General features: G+C 71.0%; 27 protein-coding genes. 14 read left to right on the top strand and 13 right to left on the bottom strand.

The window, feature by feature from the left end:
- Positions 1 to 109 precede the first annotated feature (109 nt).
- The 4 genes from AB0I81_RS52190 to AB0I81_RS52175 are packed head-to-tail and all read left to right on the top strand — an operon-like array spanning position 110 to position 3,442.
- The gene (locus tag AB0I81_RS52190) at positions 110 to 1,087 is read left to right on the top strand and encodes an acyl-CoA dehydrogenase (RefSeq protein ID WP_360675253.1); all 978 of its coding nucleotides are present in this window, start codon (positions 110 to 112) and stop codon (positions 1,085 to 1,087) included.
- Positions 1,084 to 1,968 carry a PIG-L family deacetylase gene (locus tag AB0I81_RS52185; protein ID WP_360675250.1) on the top strand — a complete coding sequence of 295 codons (885 nt, stop codon included), beginning with the start codon at positions 1,084 to 1,086 and terminating at the stop codon, positions 1,966 to 1,968. The genes AB0I81_RS52190 and AB0I81_RS52185 overlap by 4 nt, the downstream gene beginning before the upstream one ends.
- Positions 1,965 to 2,591: an SAM-dependent methyltransferase gene (locus tag AB0I81_RS52180; RefSeq protein WP_360675247.1), complete on the top strand. Its 627-nt coding sequence runs from the start codon at positions 1,965 to 1,967 to the stop codon at positions 2,589 to 2,591. Before AB0I81_RS52185 ends, AB0I81_RS52180 begins: the two co-directional genes overlap by 4 nt.
- 32 nt (positions 2,592 to 2,623) lie before the next feature.
- Positions 2,624 to 3,442 carry a glycosyltransferase family 2 protein gene (locus AB0I81_RS52175; RefSeq protein WP_360675244.1) on the top strand — a complete coding sequence of 273 codons (819 nt, stop codon included), beginning with the start codon at positions 2,624 to 2,626 and terminating at the stop codon, positions 3,440 to 3,442.
- A 45-nt stretch (positions 3,443 to 3,487) separates the two neighbouring features.
- On the opposite strand, the gene AB0I81_RS52170 is transcribed toward AB0I81_RS52175, so the two are convergent.
- Positions 3,488 to 4,516 (bottom strand): hypothetical protein, encoded by a 1,029-nt coding sequence (locus AB0I81_RS52170; RefSeq protein ID WP_360675241.1) that lies wholly within the window; start codon positions 4,514 to 4,516, stop codon positions 3,488 to 3,490.
- A gap of 124 nt (positions 4,517 to 4,640) precedes the next feature.
- On the bottom strand, positions 4,641 to 5,531 hold the full coding sequence (locus AB0I81_RS52165; RefSeq protein ID WP_360675238.1) for a LysR family transcriptional regulator: 891 nt from the start codon (positions 5,529 to 5,531) through the stop codon (positions 4,641 to 4,643).
- 108 nt (positions 5,532 to 5,639) lie between these two features.
- On the opposite strand from AB0I81_RS52165, the gene AB0I81_RS52160 reads away from it, so the two are divergent.
- The 3 genes from AB0I81_RS52160 to AB0I81_RS52150 all read left to right on the top strand — a co-directional run bounded on the left by AB0I81_RS52160 (position 5,640) and on the right by AB0I81_RS52150 (position 8,223).
- The gene (locus AB0I81_RS52160) at positions 5,640 to 6,050 is read left to right on the top strand and encodes a hypothetical protein (RefSeq protein ID WP_360675235.1); all 411 of its coding nucleotides are present in this window, start codon (positions 5,640 to 5,642) and stop codon (positions 6,048 to 6,050) included.
- Entirely contained in the window at positions 6,043 to 7,719 is a 1,677-nt protein-coding gene (locus AB0I81_RS52155; protein ID WP_360675232.1) for a multicopper oxidase family protein, read from the top strand. Before AB0I81_RS52160 ends, AB0I81_RS52155 begins: the two co-directional genes overlap by 8 nt.
- A 75-nt stretch (positions 7,720 to 7,794) precedes the next feature.
- Positions 7,795 to 8,223, top strand: coding sequence for a hypothetical protein (locus AB0I81_RS52150; RefSeq protein ID WP_360675229.1), 429 nt, complete (start codon positions 7,795 to 7,797; stop codon positions 8,221 to 8,223).
- Here AB0I81_RS52150 and AB0I81_RS52145 read toward each other — a convergent pair.
- Genes AB0I81_RS52145 through AB0I81_RS52135 form a run of 3 tightly spaced genes read right to left on the bottom strand, consistent with a single transcriptional unit; the run spans position 8,214 to position 11,015 of the window.
- Positions 8,214 to 8,810, bottom strand: a complete 597-nt coding sequence (locus tag AB0I81_RS52145; RefSeq protein WP_360675226.1) for a sulfotransferase family protein — start codon at positions 8,808 to 8,810, stop codon at positions 8,214 to 8,216. The two genes, AB0I81_RS52150 and AB0I81_RS52145, sit on opposite strands and share 10 nt — an antisense overlap.
- The gene (locus AB0I81_RS52140) at positions 8,807 to 9,628 is read right to left on the bottom strand and encodes a sulfotransferase (protein WP_360675223.1); all 822 of its coding nucleotides are present in this window, start codon (positions 9,626 to 9,628) and stop codon (positions 8,807 to 8,809) included. Before AB0I81_RS52140 ends, AB0I81_RS52145 begins: the two co-directional genes overlap by 4 nt.
- The gene (locus AB0I81_RS52135) at positions 9,618 to 11,015 is read right to left on the bottom strand and encodes a sulfotransferase (RefSeq protein ID WP_360675220.1); all 1,398 of its coding nucleotides are present in this window, start codon (positions 11,013 to 11,015) and stop codon (positions 9,618 to 9,620) included. The genes AB0I81_RS52140 and AB0I81_RS52135 overlap by 11 nt, the downstream gene beginning before the upstream one ends.
- A 156-nt stretch (positions 11,016 to 11,171) precedes the next feature.
- Here AB0I81_RS52135 and AB0I81_RS52130 point away from each other — a divergent pair, with 156 nt between their 5' ends.
- Positions 11,172 to 12,092 carry an NAD-dependent epimerase/dehydratase family protein gene (locus AB0I81_RS52130; protein WP_360675218.1) on the top strand — a complete coding sequence of 307 codons (921 nt, stop codon included), beginning with the start codon at positions 11,172 to 11,174 and terminating at the stop codon, positions 12,090 to 12,092.
- A 57-nt stretch (positions 12,093 to 12,149) separates the two neighbouring features.
- On the opposite strand, the gene AB0I81_RS52125 is transcribed toward AB0I81_RS52130, so the two are convergent.
- On the bottom strand, positions 12,150 to 12,650 hold the full coding sequence (locus AB0I81_RS52125) for a pyridoxamine 5'-phosphate oxidase family protein (RefSeq protein WP_360675215.1): 501 nt from the start codon (positions 12,648 to 12,650) through the stop codon (positions 12,150 to 12,152).
- A 197-nt stretch (positions 12,651 to 12,847) separates the two neighbouring features.
- Here AB0I81_RS52125 and AB0I81_RS52120 point away from each other — a divergent pair, with 197 nt between their 5' ends.
- From AB0I81_RS52120 to AB0I81_RS52110, 3 genes are all read left to right on the top strand, one after another.
- Positions 12,848 to 13,192, top strand: coding sequence for a DUF1801 domain-containing protein (locus AB0I81_RS52120; RefSeq protein ID WP_360675212.1), 345 nt, complete (start codon positions 12,848 to 12,850; stop codon positions 13,190 to 13,192).
- A 63-nt stretch (positions 13,193 to 13,255) separates the two neighbouring features.
- Positions 13,256 to 14,440, top strand: a complete 1,185-nt coding sequence (locus AB0I81_RS52115) for a histidine kinase (RefSeq protein WP_360675209.1) — start codon at positions 13,256 to 13,258, stop codon at positions 14,438 to 14,440.
- Complete coding sequence (locus AB0I81_RS52110; RefSeq protein WP_360675206.1) at positions 14,437 to 15,126, top strand: response regulator transcription factor; 690 nt, start codon at positions 14,437 to 14,439, stop codon at positions 15,124 to 15,126. The genes AB0I81_RS52115 and AB0I81_RS52110 overlap by 4 nt, the downstream gene beginning before the upstream one ends.
- 25 nt (positions 15,127 to 15,151) lie before the next feature.
- Here the strand turns inward: AB0I81_RS52110 and AB0I81_RS52105 are convergent, their stop codons facing one another.
- On the bottom strand, positions 15,152 to 16,048 hold the full coding sequence (locus AB0I81_RS52105) for a CPBP family intramembrane glutamic endopeptidase (protein WP_360675203.1): 897 nt from the start codon (positions 16,046 to 16,048) through the stop codon (positions 15,152 to 15,154).
- A gap of 143 nt (positions 16,049 to 16,191) precedes the next feature.
- Entirely contained in the window at positions 16,192 to 17,286 is a 1,095-nt protein-coding gene (locus AB0I81_RS52100; RefSeq protein ID WP_360675201.1) for an acyltransferase, read from the bottom strand.
- An 80-nt stretch (positions 17,287 to 17,366) separates the two neighbouring features.
- Between AB0I81_RS52100 and AB0I81_RS52095 the strand changes: the two genes are divergently transcribed.
- The 3 genes from AB0I81_RS52095 (at position 17,367) to AB0I81_RS52085 (ending at position 19,643) form a co-directional block, all read left to right on the top strand.
- Complete coding sequence (locus tag AB0I81_RS52095; RefSeq protein ID WP_360675198.1) at positions 17,367 to 17,999, top strand: TetR family transcriptional regulator; 633 nt, start codon at positions 17,367 to 17,369, stop codon at positions 17,997 to 17,999.
- A 313-nt stretch (positions 18,000 to 18,312) separates the two neighbouring features.
- Entirely contained in the window at positions 18,313 to 19,008 is a 696-nt protein-coding gene (locus AB0I81_RS52090) for an ABC transporter ATP-binding protein (protein ID WP_360675195.1), read from the top strand.
- On the top strand, positions 19,005 to 19,643 hold the full coding sequence (locus AB0I81_RS52085; RefSeq protein WP_360675192.1) for an ABC transporter permease subunit: 639 nt from the start codon (positions 19,005 to 19,007) through the stop codon (positions 19,641 to 19,643). Before AB0I81_RS52090 ends, AB0I81_RS52085 begins: the two co-directional genes overlap by 4 nt.
- A gap of 42 nt (positions 19,644 to 19,685) precedes the next feature.
- Here AB0I81_RS52085 and AB0I81_RS52080 read toward each other — a convergent pair whose 3' ends face one another.
- From AB0I81_RS52080 to AB0I81_RS52060, 5 genes are all read right to left on the bottom strand, one after another.
- Entirely contained in the window at positions 19,686 to 20,066 is a 381-nt protein-coding gene (locus AB0I81_RS52080) for a hypothetical protein (protein WP_360675190.1), read from the bottom strand.
- A gap of 277 nt (positions 20,067 to 20,343) precedes the next feature.
- Complete coding sequence (locus tag AB0I81_RS52075; RefSeq protein WP_360675187.1) at positions 20,344 to 21,561, bottom strand: serine hydrolase domain-containing protein; 1,218 nt, start codon at positions 21,559 to 21,561, stop codon at positions 20,344 to 20,346.
- On the bottom strand, positions 21,558 to 21,905 hold the full coding sequence (locus tag AB0I81_RS52070; protein WP_360675184.1) for a DUF1048 domain-containing protein: 348 nt from the start codon (positions 21,903 to 21,905) through the stop codon (positions 21,558 to 21,560). Before AB0I81_RS52070 ends, AB0I81_RS52075 begins: the two co-directional genes overlap by 4 nt.
- Position 21,906: 1 nt before the next feature.
- Positions 21,907 to 22,263 carry a DUF1048 domain-containing protein gene (locus AB0I81_RS52065; protein ID WP_360675181.1) on the bottom strand — a complete coding sequence of 119 codons (357 nt, stop codon included), beginning with the start codon at positions 22,261 to 22,263 and terminating at the stop codon, positions 21,907 to 21,909.
- On the bottom strand, positions 22,260 to 22,586 hold the full coding sequence (locus AB0I81_RS52060; protein WP_360675178.1) for a PadR family transcriptional regulator: 327 nt from the start codon (positions 22,584 to 22,586) through the stop codon (positions 22,260 to 22,262). The genes AB0I81_RS52065 and AB0I81_RS52060 overlap by 4 nt, the downstream gene beginning before the upstream one ends.
- Positions 22,587 to 22,624 lie beyond the last annotated feature (38 nt).

Genomic DNA, 22,624 nt, shown 5'->3' with positions numbered 1-22,624 from the left:
CGTTTTCGAAAATCCGCACATGTCGCAGTTGCGGCAAACGGCGCGTAAGGGGGAGACCAATCTCGGGTCACGTGCGAGATCGGCAGGTCGGCGGGGGTAGCACCCTGCCATGAGCATGGATCCTGGGGACGTGCCCGGCTGGCAGAAGGTGGCCGGGCAGTTCGTCACCGCGGTGGAGTCGGGGCTGCTGGACCTGCCGCTGCCCGGGGCCGGCCGTACCGGGGCGCGATGGGCGGCGCTGGCGGCGCTGGCCCAGCGGGATCTGTCGCTGGCCCGGCTGTGCGAGGGGCACACCGACGCCGTGGCCATCCTGACCGAGCTGGCGGGGCCCCGGCCCGAGCCGGGCAGCCGGTGGGGGGTGTGGGCCGCGCAGCCGCCGGGACCCTCGCTGTCCGCCCGGCCGACGGGCGCTGGCTGGGTCCTGGAGGGGACCAAGCAGTACTGCTCGGGCGCGCGGGTGTGCACCCACGCCCTGGTCACCGCCGACGCCCCGGACGGCATTCGGCTGTTCGCCCTGCCGGTCGCCGGGCTGGCCCCGCTGCCGGGAAGCTGGCCGGCCACGGGCATGGCCGCCAGCGACACCCTGGACGTGCGCTTCGCCGCCGTACCCGCCGAGCCGGTCGGTCCCGTCGGCGCCTACGTCGAGCGGCCCGGTTTCCACCATGGGGGCGCGGGGGTCGCCGCGTGCTGGTACGGCGGCGCCAAGGCCGTGGCGGCGACGCTCCTCGACGCGGCCACCCAGCGGGACATCGGCCCGCACGCCCTGGCTCATCTGGGCGCGGTGGACATCACGCTGCACAACGCCAGGGCCGCGCTGGAACGGGCGGCGGAGGAGATCGACGCGGACCCGCATGATCACAAGTCGGCCGGCCGGATGCGCTCGCTGCGGCTGAAGTCGCTGGTGGAGGCGGCGGCCAGCGAGGTGCTGTCCAGGGTGGGCAGGGCGCTGGGCGCGGGGCCGCTCGGCCACGACGGGCCACACGGCCGCCGGGTCGCCGACCTGACCGTCTACCTGCGCCAGCACCACGCCGAACGCGACCTGGCCGCCCTGGGCTCCCTGGTCGCCGAGCAGGGCACCCGCTGGTGAGCGCGGGCCAGGTGGTGCCCGCGACCGGCGCAGGTCAGGTGGTGCCCGCGACCGCGAGTCAGGTGGTGCCCGCGACCGCGAGTCAGGTGGTGCCCGCGACCGCGAGTCAGGTGGTGAGCGCGGCCGCGAGTCAGGTGGTGCCCGCAGGCCAGGCGGTGAAAGAGGCGGTCAATGCGATCGACGCGCCGGGAACGCCGGAGAGCCGGTGGCGCGCGTGGCCCGGGCTCGCCGCCCTGCCGGTCCTGCGGCATTCCACCTGGCGCAGCGCGGTGGTGATCGCCGCACACCCCGACGACGAGGTGCTGGGCGTCGGCGGGCTGATCTCCCTGCTGGCGGCGGCGGGCGTACGGCTGCGGCTGGTGGCGATCACCGACGGTGAGGCGTCCCACCCGGACGCTCCCGACCCCGCCGCCCTCGCGGCCCGCCGGGTCGGGGAGAGCCGGGCGGCACTGGCCGCGCTGGGCGCCCCGGCCATGGAGATCGTACGGCTGGGCCTGCCCGACACCGGCCTGGACATCCGCCAGGAGGAACTCGCCAGGACGCTGCGGGAGGCCGCCGCCGGGTTCGAGGTGTGCCTGGCGCCGTGGGAGGCCGACGTGCACGCCGACCACGAGGCGGCGGGACGCGCGGCCGTGGCGGCCGGGCTGAGCCCCCTGTTCTACCCGATCTGGGCCTGGCACTGGGCCCGCCCCGCCGACCCGCGCCTGCCCTGGGACCAGGCGGTACGCGTCCCGCTGCCGCCGCGCGCCCGTACCCGCAAGCAGGCGGCCATCGGCTGCTTCGCCAGCCAGCTCGAACCGCGCGGCCAGGGCCTGGAGGCGGTGCTGCCGCCGCGCATCCTGGCGCACTTCGACCGCGGGGAGGAGGTGCTGTTCGGATGAGCGCCCAGCCGTCGATCCCCGCCCCGGAGTACTTCCGGCACCTGTACGAGACCTCCGCCGACCCGTGGGGCTTCACCTCACGCTGGTACGAGCAGCGCAAGTACGCCCTCAGCCTCGCGCTGCTGCCCGAGCGCCGCTACCGCAGGGCCCTGGAACTGGGCTGCTCCATCGGGGTGTTCACCGCCCTGCTCGCGCCGCGTTGCGACCGGCTGCTGGCCTGCGACGTCTCACCCATCGCGGTCCGCGCGGCCGGCGAGCGCACCGCGGCCTTCGGGCACGTACGGGTGGAGCGCCGCACCCTGCCCGGGCAGTGGCCGGGCGACGAAGGCCGCTTCGACCTGATCACGGCCTCGGAGCTGCTCTACTACTTCCCCGGCGCCGAACTCGACCGCATGATCGGCCTGATCACCGCGGCCCTGCATCCGGGCGGCACGCTGCTGGCCGTGCACTGGCGCCATCCCGTGGCTGAGTACCCCCGGGGCGGTGAGGAGGTGCACCGGGCGCTGGCCGGCCACGCCGGGCTGGCCCGCCTGGCCGAGCACCGCGAGGCCGACTTCCTGGCCGAGATCTACCTGCGCGGCGCAACTGCCCCCTCGGTCGCCGAGATCGAGGGCCTGGTGTGAGCAACCTCCCGCTCGGCAGCCGAGGGCCTGGTGTGAGCAACTTCCTCTGCGGCCGCCGAGACCGGGGGCCCGGTGTGATCCACAGCTCGGTGCGGGCCGTCGGTGTGGTCGTGCCCGCGCACCAGGAGGCCGACCTGCTGCCCTCCTGCCTGGCCGCGCTCGACCTGGCCGCCCGGCTGCTGCCCGGAATCGCGGTCCACCTGGTCGTGGCCGCCGACGCCTGCACCGACCGCACCGCCGACCTGGCCGCCGCGGCCGGGGCCGTCGTGGTCGACGTGGACCTGCGCAACGTCGGCGGGGCACGCAGGGCGGGGACGCTGGCGCTGCTGCGCAGGACCACGGACCTGGACCCGCGTACCCTGTGGATCGCCACCACCGACGCCGACACCCTGGTCCCGCCCTGCTGGCTCAGCCGCCAGCTCAGGTACGCGGAGGCCGGCTGGGAAGCCGTGGTCGGCACCGTGACCGTCACCGACTGGCAGGATTACCCGCCGCACAGCCGCGGCCGCTACCTCGAACGCTACGCGGCCGGCCGCGCCGGGGCGTGGCACTCCCACGTGCACGGCGCCAACCTCGGCCTCACCGCCGCGGCCTACCTGGCGGTCGGCGGGTTCGCGGAGCTGCCGACCGGCGAGGACCACGCCCTGGTGGCGGCCCTGGAGAGCGCGGGCAGGCGCGTGCTGCGCACCACCGCGGTGAGCGTGGTCACCTCCGCCCGCCGCAGCCCGCGCGCCCCCGGCGGCTTCGGCCACCTGCTGGCCGGCCTCGACAGCCGCCGTTCCGGCCCGCGAGAGGAGCCGGACTTAGCGGAAGGAAGAGAGCGGCGAGCCGGGCTTGGCGGAAGGAGATGACCGGGGAGCCGGGCTTAGCGGAAGGAGGTGACCGGCGCGCGGGGCTTAGCGGAAGTCGGACAGGCGCAGCACCGCCAGCATGTCCGTCGCCCGGGAGCCGGTCGAGAAGGACGCCTCCGCGCCGACCCAGCCGCGGAACGCCCCCGAGTCATCGATGATCTGCATGAGCGGCTTGACGTGGGAGTTGCCGTCGTAGCAGAACTCGCCGCGCTCCATCGCCAGGCAGGTGCACCAGTGCCACAGCGTGTCGCGGCGGTCCGACTTGGAGACCATCGTGAGGTAGTACTGGATGGAGGTGACGTTCGCGCTGGTCCCGCCGCCGTACTTCGGGCAGCCGCCCTCCTTCTTGCACGCGCTGTTGGAGGACGGCTGCAGGTACGTCAGGCACGAGGTGGTCGAGGCGCAGGCGCGGAAGGCCGAGTGGCCGAACGGCTGGTTGGCGGAGTTGACGATCTTGCCGCTCGCCCAGCTCGTCAGGTCCTGCCGTAGCGAGCCGGGGAACGCCTTCACCGAGCTCATCGCGCGCCGGGTGCCGGCCGCGGCCTTGCTGCCGTAGCCGTACCCGTGCGTGGCCAGCGTGCTCTGCTTGAGGTCCAGGCCGGCCAGCTTGCCGTCGGGCGCGGTGCGTACCCGCCACTGCTCGGTCCACTTCTGGGCGATCTTCCACCGGATGGTGAGCGTGTCGCCCGACACGGTGTAGGTGCCGGTGCGGCTTTCGTCCGGGGCGCCGGTGAAGCCGCCGGCGGTCAGCACCTCGCAGGTGCGGGGCCGCGACTGCTTGCCGCCGGCCTTGGTGGTGCAGCTTCCGTCGGGCATGGTGCCGGTGCCCTGCCTGGCCTGCGGATGGCGTTGCCACCACAGGTACATGGAGGAGCTCACCGTGCCGTTCGCGGCGAAGCGGTAGGTGCCCAGGCGTACCCAGTTCTGCTGGGAAGCGGCCTTCAGGTGGCCTTGTGAGACGACGAAGGTGGTCTTGCCGCCCGGCAGGGCCGCGGCGGATGCCATGGTGGGGAGTGCGGGCAGCAGGCCGAACGTGAGTAGGAAGGAGAGAATTGCCGCTGCGGCGGTACGCATGGTGGGAGCTCCAGAACGCTTACGGGCTGGGCCGATCTTCAACGGGGGCCACCGTATTCGATCAGGACCGGACATGTCTTGTAAAACGAACATCCGGTAACGGCGCGTAAGGGCACCCGCCGGCTCAAGTGTCTACGTCGGCGTTCCAGTCCCACCCGGTGATCGTGGTACGCATCAGGCGGGCGGCGGCCGACAGGTGGTTGTCGGCGCCCCAATAGAGGATGACCGTGCGGCGGCAGTCGGCACTGTCGACGGGGATCCACGCGCCCTCGGTGTGCGTGGCGACGCGGCGGGCGAAGGCGGGGACCAGGCCGATGCCGATCCCCGCGCTGATCAGGCCCGCGATGGCGGCGGGCTCGTCGCTCTCGCAGACGATCCTCGGGGTGAGGTCACGGGCGGCGAAGAGCCGGTCGAGCAGGCGGCGGATCCAGTGTCCCTTGCGGGCGGTGATGAGGGGCTGGCCGGCGAGGTCCTCGATGCTCACGGACGTACGGCCCGCGAACCGGTGATCGAGCGGCGTGCCCACCCCCACCGCCTCGTCGAACAGCCGCGCCGACTCCAGGCCCTCGGCGTGGATCCGCTGCGAGGCGACGCACAGGTCGACGTCCTGGCCGCGCAGGCGGCGGGGCATGTCCTCGGCCGGCGACCAGTGCAGCTCGATCTCGGAGGAGGGATGGGCCCGCTTGTAGGCCGCCAGCGGGCCGGTGAGGGTGAGGAAGGTCTCCGACGCCAGCCTCACGGTGCCCAGGCCCTGGCTGGTGGCCTCGGCGACGGCGCGCTGTCCCGCCTCCAGCTCGCCGAGGGAACGCTCGACATGATCGCGGAAGAGCCGCCCCGTCCGGTTCAGCCGTAGCCGGCCGCCGCGGTCGAACAGCGGGGTGCCGAGTTCGCTCTCCAGCCGGGCGATGGCCCGGCTCAGCGACGGCTGGGCGACGCGCAGTTCGTCGGCTGCCCGGCTGAGGTGCTCCAACCGCGCCACGACCAGGAACTGCCTGAGCGAATTCAGCTCCATCATGCTCCTCGATACATAACACCATAACAATATTGATCTTAGCCAAGATAACTCAACAGTCATATTCTCGGAGGCGTTCATCCACGACACTCAGAGTGAGGAGGATCCCTCATGGCGGGATCCGCGATCGCGCCTCGGACCAGGCCGGTCGAATGGGCCTTCCGGGCCGTGGTCAGCGCGCACCTCGTGGCGATCGCCGGGCAGCCGGTGTTCGCCGGGGTCTATCTGACCGGCGACTTCGACAGCCTGCGCTGGCACGCGATCGGCGCCGACGTGGTCACCTCCATCGGCTACCTGCAGATGATCACGGCGATCGTGGTGTGGGTCCGGCTGCGCCAGGCCGGGCCGTTCCTGGTCACGGCGCTGGTGGTGGCGGCCGAGACGGTGCAGTACTTCGCCGGCTTGGAGGGCGCGTTGTGGCTGCACATCCCGCTGGGCGTGATGACCGTCGCCGCGCTCGTCGTCCAGTTCATCGCCGTCTGGCGCCGGCCCCTCGCGCGGCGGGAGGCCCGAGATGCGTGAGCCCGACGAGCGCATGGCCGGGAGCGGGGGCATGGCCGGGAGCGGGGGCAGGGCAGGGAGCGGGAGCAGGGCAGGGGGCAGGGCCGGGGGCCTGAGCCGGCGGCGGGTGCTGGGCATCGGCGGGTCGCTTGGGCTGATGGCGGTCACCGCCCTGTCGGCCTCGGCCGCGCTGGCCCGCCATCCCTCCTTCACCGGGGCCGAGCTGCGCAGCGCCGTGCCGTTGCCGCCGCCCTTCCAGGTGCCGCTGCCGATCCCCGCCGTGCTGAAGCCGATCGGCACCTCGGGCGGGGCCGATCGTTACACGATGACCCAGCGTGAGACGAGCGCGGAGATCCTGCCCGGGGTCAGGACGCCGCTATGGACGTACGAGGGCACCTTCCCCGGGCCGACGATCGAATCGCGCCGCGGCCGGGCGATCACCGTGACGCACCGCAACGAACTGCCCGTGCCGACCGTCGTACACCTGCACGGCGGACGGACCCCGGCGGCCTCCGACGGCTACCCGACCGACCTCGTCCTGCCCGAAGGACAACACGGCGGGCATGGTGGGCATGGCGGGCACGGCGCCGGCGGCATGCACGATCCGCGGGCCGTGGTGACCAGGCTGACGCGGGACTACACCTTCCCGCTTGAGCAGCGGCCGACGCTGTTGTGGTATCACGACCACCGGATGGACTTCACCGGCCCCGCGATCTGGCGGGGACTGGCGGGCATGCACATCGTCCGCGACGACGCCGAGGACGCGCTCGGCCTGCCTTCCGGGCCGCGCGAACTGCCGCTGATGATCGCCGATCGTTCGTTCGCCGCGGACGGGAGCCTCGCCTACCCGGCCCTGGACCCCACCCTGCGGGAGCGTCCCGGCGTGCGCGAACCCTACGTCGCGGGGGTTCTGGGCGATGTGATCCTGGTCAACGGCGCGCCCTGGCCCGTGCACGAGGCCGACGCGGCCCGCTACCGGCTGCGCGTGCTCAACGCCTCCAACGCCCGGCACTACGAACTAGAGGCGGTCACCGGCGACGGCCGCCGGCTCGACCTCGTGCAGATCGGCGCCGACCAGGGGTTGCTCGCCGCGCCGGTCACCCACCGGGTGTTGCCGATCGCGCCGGCGGAACGTTACGACCTGATCGTCGACTTCTCCGGCGTCCCGATCGGCGGCCTGGTCAGGATCGTCAACCGGCTGGGCTCCGGCCGCACCCGCGACGTGCTCGCCTTCCGCATCGCCCGCCGCGCCGCCGACGACAGCCGCGTTCCCCGTACGCTCAGCACCGACCTGCCCGCGTGGCGCCGGTCGGACGCCGTCCGGGTGCGCGACCTCTCCTTCCGCACCGGACAGACGCACGGCGGCCGGGGCTGGGTGATCAGCGGGCTCCCGTTCGACCCCGCCAGGGCCGACGTGACCACCCGCCTCGGCGACGTGGAGGTGTGGCGGCTGGTCGCCGACGTGCACCACCCCATTCACCTGCATCTGGTCGGCTTCCGGGTGCTCTCGCGCGGCGGCGGGCCGCCGCTGCCGCACGACGCGGGCCTCAAGGACACCGTCTCCCTGCGGCCGGGCGAGGCGGCGGAGATCATCACCCGTTTCGACGGCTACCGGGGCCGTTACCTGTTCCACTGCCACAACGCCGAACACGAGGACATGGCCATGATGGCCAACCTCGAGATCACCTGACAGCGGACATACCCCCGCTATACCGCCTCTTCCTACGCTCGGGCCCGTCAATAGGAATCGACCCGAGGGAAGATCGTGAAATCCGCACCGAAGAACAAGCTCCGCTGGACCGCCGCCGTCATGAGCGGCCTGGCCGTCGCGGCCGTCGGGCTTACCGTGTACGCGCCCGGCGCCCAGGCCGACGTGCTCTCCGACCCGAGCAAGGCGAGCAACGTCAAGACCAGGGACACCGACACCGTCTGGTCCGGTCCGCTGGGCCTGAAGTGCGAGGTCCGCACCGGCACCTACAACGGCAAGTCCTACGCCTGGGGCCGCATGACCAAGGGCCGCACGGGCGAGTTCAAGGAGTTGAAGAACGGCGTCGGCATGAAGAGCGAGTCGGTCAGCAAGGGCTCGGGCCAGACGCACTACAGCCGTGGTGTCCCGCTGCGCAAGAACTACACCTACCGCACGACCTTCTTCGACGGTAAGTACCGCTGCAAGGCCGAGTGGACCTACAAGTAGCCGTCACGGCGTCGCGTGAAGACGTCCAGATCTCGTTGGCGGCGTACGGCGGGGAAGGGCGTCCCGGGGACGGCGCGGCCGAGGAAGGGGGCCAGCCGCTCCCAGCCCTGGCCCGCGCAGATGTCGAGTTCGAGCAGATCGTCCCGCCGGTGGGCGAAGTGGTGGCGCACGCGGTCCAGGTGGTCGTCGTAGACGCGGGACATGCGTGCGGCGTTGAACTCGCAGCAGCCGTAGACGGCGGCGCGCAGCAGCAGCCGCACCTGGCCGTGCGTGCCGGTGACCGGCGTGGCGGGCCGCCCGGCCCAGTGCCGTTGCATGGAACGCAACCAGGACGGCTTGTCCCTGACGGTCAGGACGAACTTCGCGCCGGGATGCAGGTCGTCGAGTTCGCGCAGGTAGGGGATGGTCGCGATGTCGGTCAGGCCGTCGTGGCGGTCCAGGAGCGGGAAGCGGCCATCGCCGCGGGCCATGGCGGCCAGGCTGGTCTCGTCGGCCGGGTAGTGCACGACGTCGAAGCCCAGCACGCCCAGGGCGGCGGTGAGGGTCTTGGTGCCGGTGCGCGACAGGCCGATGCCGAACACCTTCACGGCTCGTCCCAGGCGTAGGGCCGGTTCGCCGCCCCGGCCAGCTCCTCGAACACCGCCAGCGCCGCCTCTCCCAGCTCGTGCCGCCAGCGCAGGTCGGGAGCGAGGCGGGTGCGTTCGGCGGTGTACCAGGGGCGGTCGGGCGGCGCGGGGGCGCCGGGGCCGCGGCTCAGGAGCGAGCGGGTGCCCTTGTTGCCCGCCATCGGATGGTGCTCGCAGCTCCAGGGGGAGGCCATCTCGGGCACGTACGGCACCCCGAGGAACCGGGCGATCTCGCGCAGCCTGAGTCCGGGTTCGGTGGTGAGGTGTTCGTAGCGGACCCGGTGCACCGGCCCCGGCCACTGCCCGGCCAGCCGTTCGACGGCGCGCATCCGGGACAACCAGGTGCGCACGTGCTCGTCTGCCGGGAGTGACGGGTGCTTGCGCAGGTAGGAGTTGACGACCCCGCGGCCGTCGCGGGTGAGCACGATCAGCCGCAGCGGTACGACGCCGCGCAACAGGCCGGTCTGCTCGCCGATCCAGGTCGTGTTCTTGGAGGAGTCGAACACCAGGGGCCGGCCGGAACGCCGCGACAGCACCTCGTACAGGTCGGGCCGCTCGCCGGGGCGAAGTCCGGCCCAGATGCGGCAGCGTGGGCCGCAGACGGCGCAGTGCCGCTTGTGCGCGGGCCTGCTCGGGCTGAGAAAGTGGTTGATCTTGCACGCCTCTCCGGCGTAGAAGATCCGGGGGTGTGCGCCGAGCATCAGCCCGAGCAGCGTCGATCCCGAGTGGCTCGCGGTGCCGATGAACGTCACGCCGCTGTTCGCGCGCTCACATGACATCGCCGTGCCTCCCGAGCCGCCAGCCGTAGGAGGCGTCGGGCGCGGGGAAGGGTTCGTCGGGCGGGGGAAGGCCGAGGAAGGGGCAGAGCCTCTCCCAGCCGTCCCCGGCGTGCGGGTCCATCGTCAGCAGGCTGCCGGGGCGGTCGCGGAAGTGCTCGCGGACCCGCGTGGCCAGGTCGGTGTAGGCGCGGGCGAGCCGGTCGGGGTCGTAGCCGCAGGTGCCGTGGCTCTGCCGGTGCAGCCACCGCAGGTGGTGTTGCTTACCGCTCGGCGAGGGCTCGGCGGCGAAGAGCTCGCGGGTGCCCCAGAGGACGGACAGGTCCGCCAGCCAGGCGTCGAGGTCGCGCTGCAGCAGGATGAACTTCGAGCCGGGCCAGGCCCGGTCGAGCTGCGCGAAGAACGGGGTGACGGTCTCCACCGCGCCGTCGAAGTGGCGCAGCAGGGACAGGTCGTACCGGCCCGCGCGCAGGTCGTGCAGGGTGTTCCAGTCATCGGTCGCGAACGGCACCGCCAGGCCCAGCCGGTTGAGCGCCGAGCACAACCCGGCGGTGCCGGTGAGCATGAGCCCGATGCCGAAGACCTTGCCGGGGAACGGCGGCCGATCGCGGGGGGCCGCGGCCGCCACGGTGGCCGCCACCTCGGCCCGGGTCAGCGGCGCCTTCTCCGCCAGCCCGGCACGCCCCAGCTCGGCGGGCAGGCGGCCGGGCAACGCGTCGAAGTAGGCGTTCAGCGCGGCGGTGTCCGGCTCGGCCGGCAGGTGCAGCCGGGCGTCGGCGAGGGCGTGCTCGACGATGCGGCGGTCGCTCTCGTACGGCGAGTGTTGCCAGCCCCGCCGGTGCGTGTCGAAGCGCAGCCGGTAGTAGCCGTCGCGATGACGCACGGCCCGCCGGGCGTACTTGGTGAACAGGTCGCCGTGGTATTGCAGGTGGTCGTGCAGGATCGGCATGGGGCGGCACGCGTGCGTCAGGCCCAGCCGCCGCATGGCCCGCCTGCGCAGCGTGCCCTCCGGCTCCACCACGAACTGCGGGGTGTCGTCCATGTCGCGCAGCTCGCGCATGGCCCTGACCACGTCGATCCTGGTCACGTGCACACCTGCCTGCACGTGCCCGCGCAGGCCGTCCAGCACGATGGAGTCGACGTAGGGGAGGGTGTTGGCGCGCAGGAAGGCGCTGATGTCGGCGGTGATCAGGCAGTCGGCGTCGGCGAAGACGACGGTGTCGCACTCATGGTCGAGCTCCAGCATCTTCCGCATGGCCGCGCCGATCGGGCGGATCCCCTCCACGACGTGCACCTGGTGCGGGCGCACGTGCCGCACGGCCAGGTCGAAGGCGGCGTCACTGGTACGTTCGCCGACCGTGCGGAAGACCAGCCCGATCCGTGCCGACATGATATTTCCCCCAAGAACAGTGAATGGCGGCCCCTTGGTCAGGTTTTCTCCGAAACGCCACTTCCATAAACGCGTTAATCGTGGGTATGAAATGCGTACAGGGGAACCCACAAATGTCCGAATTGTTTAGAAATATCGGGACAAAGGGGGAAGGAAATGTACGCCGTGGTGACGGGGGCCGCGGGCTTCATCGGCTCCCATCTGTGCGCCGACCTGCTGGCATCGGGTGACGACGTCCTGGGCATCGACGCGTTCACCGACCATTACGACCCCGCGCGAAAGGAGGACAACCTCTCCGGCCTGCTCGACCGCCCGAACTTCCGCCTGCTGCGACGCGACCTGCTCTCCACGCCGCTACGGGAGTTGTTCGCGGGCGCCGACGTCATTTACCATCTGGCGGGCCGCCCGGGCGTACGCGCCCGGCCGCGCGACTTTCCCCGCTATCTCGCCGACAACGTCAACGCCACCCACAAACTCCTCCAGGCGGCCATGGAAGGCGGCGCCGGCAAGGTCGTCTACGCCTCCAGCTCCTCCGTCTACGGCGACACGCGCGGCAGCCCCGCCACCGAGACCATGCGCCCCCGCCCCATGTCGCCCTACGGCGTGACCAAGCTGGCCGCCGAACACCTGTGTGAGCTCTACCGCACCGCTCACGCCCTGCCCACGGTCTCCCTGCGGCTGTTCACCGTGTACGGCCTCCGCCAGCGCCCCGACATGGCCTTCGCCCGCCTGACCGCCGCCGCCCTGCACGGCGGTTGCTTCCCTCTGTACGGCGACGGAGACCAGACCCGCGAGTTCACCCACGTCAGCGACGTGGTGACGGCCATGCGCGCGGCGGCGGCCTCCGCCTTCACCGGCGTGGCCAACATCGGCGGCGGCGCCCGCGCCTCGATCAACGAGGCCATCGAGATCGTCGAACGCCTCACCGGACCCGTCGACATCCGGCCCTTCCCCGCCTGCGGCGACGAGGCCCGCCACACCCACGCCGACATCTCCCGGGCCGCCACGGCCTTCGGCTACCGCCCCTCGATCGCCCTCCCCGAAGGACTGGCCGCCATGATGGGCCACGGCAGGTGATCGGCAGGCCATGCGAACACCCGGCCTGGCGGTACGGCGGCTCCCGGGCGATGGAGCTCAGGCGCGTTGACGCTCCTCCCGCTGCCGGATCAGCTCCTCGACCGGGCTCGGCAGAGTCGTCTCGAAGTCGATCAGCTTGGCCCACGTCGGGGTCACCACGATCCGGACCATGCCGTCGCGGTAGAGCGAACGCACCTCCACCTCCCACTCGGCCCGCTGCTCGGGCGTCATCTCGTAGGTGCTGGTCGTCTGGAGGTACTCCTGCGGGATGCCATCGACGTAGTCCAGCTCGGCCCGCCCCCGGATGAGCAGGATCTTGGGCGGGTGCGACTCGGTGTCGATCGTCAGCGCCACCATCGGGTTCTCCCGCAGGGCCCGAAGTTTCGGCGCGTTCTTCGGCGTGCACATGACGATTTCCGAGCCGTTCCAGGCGAAGATGATCGGAATGTTGCGGGGTGTGCCGTCCTTGGCGACGTAGGCCAGGCGGGTCACGTCGCGGGCCAGCAGTTCCCGGCTGAGCGGCCGGTTCAGAACTTCGGTGATCTCGTTCTCGTTCATGGTCCTTCTCCCCTGTGGAAGATGTCGTGCGGCCCGTCCCGGCCGCTTGTCGTCCCTGGGACGGATCCGGCGCGGCGTTCTCGACATCCTCCACGGCTGGAGTGCCCTACCAGCGCAAGATGATCAACGCTACGCTGCTCCAGCAGGTGACCGGAAAACCGCTCCGGCGTTAACGAAACGACATTTGGGAGAACAACGTGAACGACGAAGTCACCCAGTACATCAGTGCCGCCCCACCATGGCAGCAGGAGGTCTGCGAGAAGTTACGCGCGATGATCCACGAAGCCGTTCCCGGCATGGAGGAGAAGTTCCAATACGGCAAGCCACACTTCCTCAAGAACGGCAAGCACGCGGCCGTCGTTTACGTCTCCCGTGACAAGGTCTCCTTCATGGTGTTCAACGCCACCGAAATCCCCGCGGTCAAAGGCTTCATCCGCTCGATGGGCAAAGGCGAGCGCAAGTGCGCCGACATCGTGGAAGGGCAGGAAACCGACTACCAGGCGCTCGCCGAGATGTTGAAGAAGACCTCAAGCGCCCTGTAACGAGGTCATCGGCCCGCCCGTCAGGAGGAGAAGGAGCCGGCGGCGCGCCGCTAGGCTGGGGCGGTGATCGCGAGCGTTCCCCCGGCCGTGCGCTCATGGCCGCTCTGGTGGAGAGCCCGCCCCGCCCCGGTGAAGGACGGCGCGCTAGCGGCGACGCTGACCGCGCTGGCCTTCGTGCCCACGCTGTCCGCCATCGCGGCGCAGCTCGGCGACCTGCCGAAGCGCCCGGCCGACACCCTGGCGCTGGTGCTGACCGTGGCGCAGTCGGCGCCGCTGGCGCTCCGCAGCCGCCGACCGGCGGCCTGCCTCGCGGTCATCGGCGTCGCCTTCGCCGTCCACCAGGCGCTCAGCTATCCGCAGACGTTCGCCAGCCTCGGCTTCTACCTGGCCCTGTACGCGGCAGGCGCCCACCTGGCCCGGCACCGGAGCGCGGTCGCGGCAGCGGTGAGCGCCGGCTATGCCGCGCTGGCGTTGGTCCTGCACCAGCTGGGATCCCCCAACCAGTTCGCGGACTTTCTCGCCTTCTACTCCTTCCTGGCGCTGATGTGGATGGCCGGTGCCGGGATGCGCCGATGGCGCGCCGAGGAGGCAGAACGGCGGCGTCTCGGCGCGCTGGCGGCGACCGCCGCCGAACGCGCCCGCATCGCCCGTGAGCTGCACGACGTGGTCACCCATCACGTGACCGCCATCGTGGTGCAGGCCGACGCGGCCCAGTTCCTGGTCGGCACCGAGCCGCGACGCGCGGGGGAGGGGCTGGCCGCCATCGGTGGCACCGGCCGGCGGGCGCTGACGGAGCTGCGGCACCTGCTCGACGTGCTGGAGGCGACCGGCGACGCCGCGTTCGCGGACCGTACACGGGCCTTCGGCGAGGTCGCCGACCTGGTCGAACAGGCTCGCAGAGCCGGCCAGCCCGTCGAACTGACCGAGCACGGCGAGCGCCTGCCCCGGTCCATCGACGCCGAGCTGGCCGCGTACCGGGTGATTCAGGAAGCCCTCACCAACGCCGTCAAGCACGCGGCGGGCCGGCCCACCACGGTCACGGTCCACCACCGCGCCGACCACATCGACATCGAGGTGACCACCGACGGCCCGGACCCGGGAGCGGGGCCCGCCGTGCCTTCCGGCGGGCGGGGGCTGGACGGGCTGCGGCAGCGCGTACAACTGCTGGACGGCGAGCTGACCGTCGCCGCCCGGCCAGGGGGCGGGTTCACCGTCCGGGCCCTCATCCCGTCCGGGAGCACCACATGACCGGCCCGCCGATCCGGGTGCTCATCTGCGAGGACCACGAGCTGGTGCGCACCGGCTACACCACGATCTTCTCCGCTCAGCCCGACATGACCGTCGTCGGGGAGGCCGCGGACGGCCGCGCGGCGCTTGAGGCGGCGCGGCGGCTGCTGCCGGACGTCGTCGTGATGGACATCAGGATGCCCGTTCTGGACGGCATCGCGGTCACCAGGCAGCTGGCCGGACCCGGTGTCGCCGCTCCGGTGAAAGTGCTGGTGGTGACCACGTTCAACGTCGACGAGTACGCCTACGAGGCGCTCAGGGCAGGCGCCAGCGGGTTCCTGCTCAAGGACGCGCCGCCGAGAGAACTGGTGGACGGCGTGCGTACCGTCGCCCGCGGTGACTCCCTGCTCGCGCCCGCCGTCACCCGCGCCCTCATCGGCCGCTTCGCCGAACGCCTGCGTCCGGCCGACACCGCCAGGACAGCCCGCGACGAGGTTGTGCGGGCACTGACCCCGCGGGAGGTGGAAGTGCTCGAACAACTCGCCGGGGGCCTGTCCAACGCGGAGATCGCCGCGAAGTTGTCCATCAGCGCCGAGACCGTCAAGACGTATGTGTCGCGGATCCTGACCAAGCTCGACCTGCGGGACCGGGTGCAGGCGGTCGTCCTCGCCTACCGGGTGGGCCTGGTGCCCACCGACCAGGGTTGACCCGTCGGTCCTGTGCGCCGGGTGGTCAGGCGGGATGCCCGGCGCGGTGGGGGCGGCGCCGGATCTGGCCGGCGCGGGCGGCCCGCCGCAGCAGCAGGATCGTGGGCGCCAGGCAGATCGGCAGCGCGAGCAGGCTGGCCTCGGGCCCGAAGGCGCCGCCGGTCAGCGCGGACGGGCCGGACAATGTGACGCTCAGCAGTCCGTGGGGCGGCGTGTCCGATCCGGAGAGCATCACGCCGAAGATCCCGGCATGGGTGAAGTTCCAGGCGAAGTGCAGGCCGATGGGCAGCCACAACGTGCGGGTGGCGACATAGGCGGCGGTCGTCATGGCTCCGCCCGTCAAGGCGATCGAGAGCGCGCCCCACAGCGTGGCGTTGGCGTTGACCAGGTGTGTCGCCCCGAACAACAACGTGGACACGACGAGGGCGATCACGGTTCCGGTGCGTTCCTCCATGATCCGGAACACCACCCCGCGAAACAGCAGTTCTTCGGCGACGGCGACGCCGGCCATCATGCCCGCGGTGCCGAAGAAACCCCCGAAGGAACCCCAGGACACCTCCTGCCAGCCGCCGAACACCGCGATCAGCGACATCAACCCGGCGAACAGGCCGAATCCGAGCAGTGCCCCGCGCCGCAACAGGGGCCAACTGCCCGTCCTGCCGAGTTCGGGGATGTCCGTACGCAGTTCGACGGCCCGGCAGAGCCGCCGGTAGCAGGCCACACCGGCGACGGCCAGCCCGGCCCCCACCGGCAGGGCGAGAATCGGCACGGGCGCGACAAGCTGGTTGATCCCGGCCGTCGCCACCATCACGCCGAACAACGCGACCAGCAGGACAGGGAACCGGAACCTGCGCAATCGGCGCCGGGCCGTGGAAGGGCCGGCTTGCGGGAGGGTGTTCTCCGGGTGCTTCGTGGACGCCACGATCGCGATCCTCTCGATCAGGTTCCGCCTTGTTTTCTGCGGCCCGAACGAGATTAGGGATCGCGACGGGGCGTGCCATCCCCCCGGAACGGACATTCGCGGTAGCTCTCACGGGGGATCTCCCGAACCGGCCTGCTTATGGCCTACCGAGGGGAACGGCCGAGGCCGAGGGCGAATCTGGTGGGTCCCCAGCGCCGCACGATCTCGTAGGTGGCCAGGCTCAGCGCGAACGACCCGATCATGATCAGCAGGTACGGCGTGATCCCGGCGTCGGTGTGCCGCAGAACGTGGTAGCCCACGGCGACCAGGAACGTCTGGTGCAGGACGTACAGGGGGAAGGCGGCCTCGTTGCAGTACGCCACCGCCTTCGATCCGCCGTTGAGGTGCCGCCGGCCGTACCCGAGCATGGTCAGCAACGCCGTCCAGCACGCGAGGTCGCGCACGGCCGTGGCCGGCAAGCCGTCCTGGCCGCCGAGCATGAGCACCCCCGCGCCCCCGCACACCGCCAGCGCCAGGAACAGCGGGCGCCACCGCTCGATCATGTCCATGATCGAGTCGTCGGTGACGATGAGGAAGCCCAGCATGAAGTACGCGGCGAAGACGAAGATGTTCTTCCCGCCCACCTCGGGCAGGCACGACAACGCGGTCAGCGGCACGACCGGCAGCAGCGCGGGCAGGGGCCGCCGCAGCCAGCCCGGCGTGTACCCGCGCCTGGCCAGAGCCAGCATCGGCCGGACGAGCGCGGCCGAGATGAGGAAGAGGAACAGGATGAACCACAGGTGCGCCGGCGAGATCCCGCCCTCGTACTCCGACCAGTCGGAGAAGTCGGTGAAGTACGTCCACAGGAAGTCGGCGTAGGAGCCCTGGTGATCACGGTGGAACCGCAGGGCGTAGTACGCCTGCGGCGGCACGACGACCAGCACGCCGAACAATAGCGGAACCAGCAGCCTGGACACCCGCTCGCTGACGTAGCGCCCCGCCGTCCTGCGTTTGAGCGCGTAGAAGCTGGCCGAGCCGGCCAGCAGGAACAGCAGGGGCATGAACCAGTAGGACAACTGGACCAGCACGGTGGAGAACGCGTTCACCTCGCCCTTCACGTAGAACGACGCGCCATCGTTGAACACCCGCGCCGTGTGGTACGGGAACAGGAACAGGATGCCCAGATTGCGCAGCCAGTCGATGTAGTTCCGGCGCCCGCCGCCCTGCCTGGTCGTCGTTGCCGTTGCCGCCGTCGTCAAAGGTGCCTCCGATACCGAAAGGTGATCAAGTCACCCCGTACGATACCGAAAGTATTGAGTACTTTCGGTATTGTGGCTGTATGCAGAGGAACCCGAACCGGCGTCTGCCGCGCGAGGAGGTACGCCGCCGGCTCCTGGCGGAAGCGACGCGGGTGTTCGCCGAACGCGGCTACGCCGACGCCCGCATCGAGGACATCGCGGCCGGCGCCGGCTTCACCAAGGGCGCCGTCTACTCGAACTTCGGCGGCAAGCAGGAACTGTTCGGCGCCATCCTCGGCGACGGCGCCGAGACCGAACTGGCCGCCGTACGGGAGGAGATCCGCGACCTCGACGACCTGCCCACAATGATCGGCAGGGTGGCGTCACTGGTCACCCGGCGCATCGTGGAAGACAGCGGCCGCGGGCACCTCGGCCTGGAGTTCGCGGCCCGCGCGGCCCGCGACGAGCACACCAGGCAGATCCTCGCCCCGATGCGCCGCGACCAGCGCGAAGGGGCCGCCCGCTCGATCGCCGAAGTCGCCGAGCGCACCGGTGTCCGCCCCGCCGTCGATCTCGACCAGGCCGCGCTCATCCTGCACTGCCTGACCAACGGCCTGGTCAACGAGCACATCGCCGATCCCGAGGCGGTCGACGCCGAGGCTGTCGAACGGGCGCTGAGAACCGCGCTGACCTGCCTGCTGCCACCACCGGGCGACGACCCGGGCCGCGAGTGATCTGGTGGACGAGTCGGGGGTTGCGATGACGCGGATGCCGGCGAACATCCGGCCGTGCGGCCCGCCCGGGGTCCCCGGGCCTGTCATACGCGGCTGAAGGCCCCGCCGGCTGCGGCCTCATGGCTACTGAGGCTTTCCTCATGCTCTGCACGCCGCTCACTCCGCTGGTGGATTTCAGGCCGAAACCGCACCCCGGACACCACCTCGATCTCACCAGTGTGCTCCGCGTGAACCTTCGCGGCCTCTCGCCCGACTGTGCTGGATGACAGGAGGACGAAATGACCAATGAGCTGCTGACGGGCCTGGAGGAGCGGTGAACGCGCTGGAGACTCATGAGCTGGGCAAGCGCTACCGGCGGCGATGGGCGCTGCGCGAGGCCACCATCACGGTGCCGTCCGGGGCCAGGGTCGCGCTGGTCGGGCCGAACGGGGCAGGCAAGTCCACACTGCTGAACCTGGTGTCCGGCCTGCTGGTGCCCACCATGGGCCGGGTGGAGATCTTCGGCCGGCCCATGGAGACGGCCGCGGTCGCGTTCGTCGCCCAGGAAAAGCCGCTGTATCGCCGGTGGAGCGTCGCCGACCTGCTGCGCTTCGGCGCCGCCACCAACCCCCGATGGGACCGCGCCGCCGCGCGGTCCCTGCTGTCCGGGCACGACATAGACCCGCGCGAGCGGGTGGATCGACTGTCCGGCGGTCAGCGCACGCTGGTCGCGCTCGCACTCGCCGTCGGCAAACGCGCCGACCTGGTGGTGCTGGACGAGCCGCTGGCCGAGCTCGATCCGCTGGCCCGCCTGCAGGTGATGAGCGTGGTGCGCGAACTGGAGGCCACCGTGCTGCTGTCGTCCCACATCCTGGCCGACCTGGCCGGGGTGTGCGATCACCTGATCCTGCTCGGCGCCGGCCGCGTCCGGCTGTGCGGCGGCTTCGCCGGCCTCCTGAGCAGCCACCCCGCCACCGACCTGGAGGAACTCGTGCTGCACTACCTGCGCAACCCCGAGGCGGCCCGATGAGCGGCCTGCTGTGGGTGGCCTGGCGCGGGCAGCGCGCCCAGGCCGCCGCCATCGCCGCGCTGCTCCTGCTGTACGGCGCCGCCGCCACGATCGAGCGGCTGGAGCCGGACCTGAGCGGGCTCACCTTCCAACTGGCGGGGCTCCTGGCCGGCGCGATCTGCCTGATCTGGGGCGCTCCGCTGATCGCGCGCGAGTTTGAAGCCGGTACCCACAAGCTCGCCTGGACCCAGAGCGTGTCCCGGGGCCGCTGGCTCGTCGCGGTCCTCGCCGTCGCGGCGGCGGGCGCCTTGGCCGCGACCGCCGTCCTCTCCGCCGTACTGACCTGGTTCCTGCCGGACGCCGGGGGTGATCCGATGGCGTGGCGATACTACGAGAGCCATGGCCCGGTCCCGTACGCCAGGGCGCTGCTGGCACTGACACTCGGCGTCGCACTCGGCGCGGTCACCCGGCACACGCGCATCGCCATGCCGTTGTCGGTGCTCCTGGTCGGCACCGGCCAGCTCGCCTGCCGGGCTCTGCGCGAGCGGTTCGACCTGCCCTTCTGGACCCTCCAGTGGGCCGAGACAGCCGCTCACCTGGCGCTCGCCCTCGTCCTGACCGCGATCGCCCACGCGGCGATACGCCACCGAGCCTGACCACGACGGGCCTGCTCACGACGCTGCCGGGAGGGGCGGTTGTCAGGCCGTTCGGGCACGCAGGCGGTCGCTGAGCACGACGACATGCGGAAGGGCGCGCAGCGTGTCCGGACCCGCTGCCACGCCGCCCTCACCCAGGACGGCGGCCAGGTGTGCCCAGTGCGCCGCCGCCACTTCCTCGTGGGTCTGGCCCTCGACCGGCTCGTCGGGGCCGACCACGGTGAGGGTGGTGCTCTCGATCTCGCCGGCCGTGGCCGTCTCCCAACGCCTGGTGCCGCTCCAGCCACGGTCGTCGAGCAGCGTGACCCGGCGACCGTCGTCGAGAACGGCTGAGAGCGTCGCGGAAACCGACACCCAGTGCGGATCGTCGCCGGCCCGCTCGTCGAGGTCGGCGAAGGTTTCGAGGCGGACGACGGTGGTCATGGGGACATCCTGCCCCAGCCGCGCCCCTCACGAGGCGTGCGAATCGCGACCGAACGTTCCCCGAAGGATGATCTTTCTTCTGCTTTCACGGCGGGGTTGGTTGGGTGATCCCTGCACGTGACCTTGATCGTCGGCATGAGGAGCGCAGTGGAAGACGAACGACCGAATCCCAGGGTGTCACGGCGCCAGGCACTGCGCGCCTCACTGACCGCGGCCTCGGCCTCGGCCCTGGCCGTGACCGCGGCGGAGGAGCCGCCGTCCTGCACGGACCGGATCGTCATCCGAGGCAGGACTTGACGGCCTTGGCCAGGTTTGACGCCCTCGGGTCGTCGGGCCGGAAGTTCCAGAGGTTGGTGACGTAGCAGAAGCCGACTTCGGCGTCGGGATCGCCGAAGGCGACCGAACCGCCCGAGCCCGGGTGACCGAACGACCCCGGCCCGACCATCGGCGCAGGAGGGCAGGCTCGCCAGAACCCCAGCGACATGTAGAAGGAGCGGTCGGCCGGGATGTCCAGGCCCGGCGGCAGCCCGTACATCCGCGTCCTGTCGGTCTGGACGGCCGTCATCGTCTCGACCGTTGAGGGATTGAGCAGCCGCACGCCATCGACGTCGCTGACCGTGGCGGCGTACATGCGCGCCAGCGAGTGCGCGTCCGCGAGCATGTTCGCGGCAGGGAACTCCGCCGCGCGCCAGGCACGCGTCAGCACATACTCCCCGGACGCGTTGTCCAAGGCGCCGCCGAGCTCGCCGGCCCGCATCTGGATCGAGCCCGGGCTCCACATGGACTGGACCCAGGCGGTGACCGTCTCCGCGTCGAGCCCGGTCGTCGCGATCATCCCGGCGAGCAGCTCCTCCACGCTGAACGGCGCGGCGTAGTGCAGCCGGGACACCCGCTCCTCGTGCTCCTCGGGCAGCCCGATCCAGGCGCTCAGCCCGAGCGGGCCGGCCACCTCCTCGGCGAAGAATGTGCCGAGCGACCTGCCGGTGATCCGGCGTACGACCTCCCCGACCAGGAAGCCGTAGGTGACGGCGTGGTAGACGTGCTCGGTGCCCGGTTGCCACAGCGGCTTCTGCGCCTCCAGCGCGCGGATGACCGGATGCCACGCGCACGCCTCCTCGAACGTCAGCGGCCCGTCGATGAGCGGGAGGCCGGCCTGGTGCGACAGCAACCAGCGCACCTTGATGTGTTCCTTGCCGTTGGCGGCGAACTCCGGCCAGTACCGGGCCACCGGGGCGTCCAGATCCAGCTCGCCGCGCTGTGCCAGCAGAGCGGCACAGATCGCGGTGGCGCCCTTCGTCGTGGAGGCGACATGGACGATCGTGTCATCGCGCCACGGCCGGTTCGCCTCGCGATCGGCCTGCCCGGCCCACAGGTTGACGACGGGCCGGCCGCCCACGTAGACGCTGCACGCCGCGCCGACCTCGCCGGGGGTCTCGAAGTTCGCGTGGAACGCGTCGGCGACTTTTCCCCAGCCTTCCTCCACACCGGGGGTCACTTCTGAGGTCCGTTCTCTTGGTTCTCGGCGCTGCCGGATTTTCCGCTGATGGACTCCTGGTAGATCTCCGCGTAGGTGCGTGAGTCCTTGATCAGGTCGTCGCAGAAGGCGGCCACGTCGGTGCCGATGAGTTCCAGGACTCCCTTACCGGCCGCGGCGCCCTCCTCGAAGAAATCGAGGAGGCCGTTGAGCAGGGTCCCGTCGTGCAACTCGACCGGTCCGACCTTGAAGAAGTACCGCTGAATCTCCTTGTAGACGATTTCGTAGTCCGGCGGGAGCGCCTTCACCCGCGCCATGTGCGCCCGCCACTGCCGCTTGCCCTCGATGATGTCCCGGATGCCCATGTCAGCCTCCCAGCCGGCCCAATTTCCTGGCGACATTCCTGTTCAACTGCTCACGCCACCGGTCGCGATAGGTCTTGGCCTTCTCGCCGCCGGCCAGCGCCGCGCAGAAGCCCGGGATGTCGTCACCCAGCACCTCGCGAACGTTCTGACCATCGGCCGCCGTCTCTTCGAGCAACCCCAGAGCGCTGTCGAGAATCGGCATCAGGTTGCGGCCGGTGAAGTCCCCGTACAGCCACAGATTGCCCTTGATCTCTTCCCACGCCGCCCGGTAGTCGGCCGGCAGCGCCTGGGCCCGAGCCTCGAACGCCGTCACTTCCCTGGTGAGATCGCTGCCCGTCATGGTCTCCCAGAAGCTCATTTCCCGCCCTCCTTGAGCTTGTCGATCCGCGATGTGATGTACTCCCATTTCGCCCAGAACCTCGCGAGCTCGTCGCGCCCCGCGTCGTTGAGCGCGTAGAACTTGCGCGGCGGGCCCATTTCGGACGGTCGCTTCGTCACCTGGACGAGCTTGTTCCTCTCCAGCCGCAGCAGGATGGTGTACACCGTCCCCTCGACGACGTCGGCGAAGCCGAGTTCGTTCAGCCGGCGGGTGATGGCGTACCCGTAGGTCTCCTCGCTGCCGATGATTTCCAGCACGCAGCCCTCAAGCGTGCCCTTCAGCATCTCCGTCAGGTCGTCCACATGGGTCCTCTGCAATCTCCGGCTACTTCGTAGTACCG

It is taken from the genome of Nonomuraea sp. NPDC050404, from assembly GCF_040655495.1.
In the GTDB taxonomy this organism is placed as follows: domain Bacteria; phylum Actinomycetota; class Actinomycetes; order Streptosporangiales; family Streptosporangiaceae; genus Nonomuraea.
Note: the sequence above shows the minus strand (reverse complement) of the source record. Positions and strands in the feature narration are given on the sequence as shown.

Coding starts and splice junctions, on each gene's coding strand:
- AB0I81_RS52160 (WP_360675235.1), top strand. CDS start 5,640: ATGGCGGGATCCGCGATCGCGCCTCGGACCAGGCCGGTCGAATGGGCC.
- AB0I81_RS52130 (WP_360675218.1), top strand. CDS start 11,172: ATGTACGCCGTGGTGACGGGGGCCGCGGGCTTCATCGGCTCCCATCTG.
- AB0I81_RS52080 (WP_360675190.1), bottom strand. CDS start 20,066: ATGACCACCGTCGTCCGCCTCGAAACCTTCGCCGACCTCGACGAGCGG.
- AB0I81_RS52140 (WP_360675223.1), bottom strand. CDS start 9,628: ATGTCATGTGAGCGCGCGAACAGCGGCGTGACGTTCATCGGCACCGCG.
- AB0I81_RS52070 (WP_360675184.1), bottom strand. CDS start 21,905: ATGGGCATCCGGGACATCATCGAGGGCAAGCGGCAGTGGCGGGCGCAC.
- AB0I81_RS52135 (WP_360675220.1), bottom strand. CDS start 11,015: ATGTCGGCACGGATCGGGCTGGTCTTCCGCACGGTCGGCGAACGTACC.
- AB0I81_RS52085 (WP_360675192.1), top strand. CDS start 19,005: ATGAGCGGCCTGCTGTGGGTGGCCTGGCGCGGGCAGCGCGCCCAGGCC.
- AB0I81_RS52155 (WP_360675232.1), top strand. CDS start 6,043: ATGCGTGAGCCCGACGAGCGCATGGCCGGGAGCGGGGGCATGGCCGGG.
- AB0I81_RS52180 (WP_360675247.1), top strand. CDS start 1,965: ATGAGCGCCCAGCCGTCGATCCCCGCCCCGGAGTACTTCCGGCACCTG.
- AB0I81_RS52165 (WP_360675238.1), bottom strand. CDS start 5,531: ATGATGGAGCTGAATTCGCTCAGGCAGTTCCTGGTCGTGGCGCGGTTG.
- AB0I81_RS52125 (WP_360675215.1), bottom strand. CDS start 12,650: ATGAACGAGAACGAGATCACCGAAGTTCTGAACCGGCCGCTCAGCCGG.
- AB0I81_RS52065 (WP_360675181.1), bottom strand. CDS start 22,263: ATGAGCTTCTGGGAGACCATGACGGGCAGCGATCTCACCAGGGAAGTG.
- AB0I81_RS52095 (WP_360675198.1), top strand. CDS start 17,367: ATGCAGAGGAACCCGAACCGGCGTCTGCCGCGCGAGGAGGTACGCCGC.
- AB0I81_RS52170 (WP_360675241.1), bottom strand. CDS start 4,516: ATGCGTACCGCCGCAGCGGCAATTCTCTCCTTCCTACTCACGTTCGGC.
- AB0I81_RS52110 (WP_360675206.1), top strand. CDS start 14,437: ATGACCGGCCCGCCGATCCGGGTGCTCATCTGCGAGGACCACGAGCTG.
- AB0I81_RS52190 (WP_360675253.1), top strand. CDS start 110: ATGAGCATGGATCCTGGGGACGTGCCCGGCTGGCAGAAGGTGGCCGGG.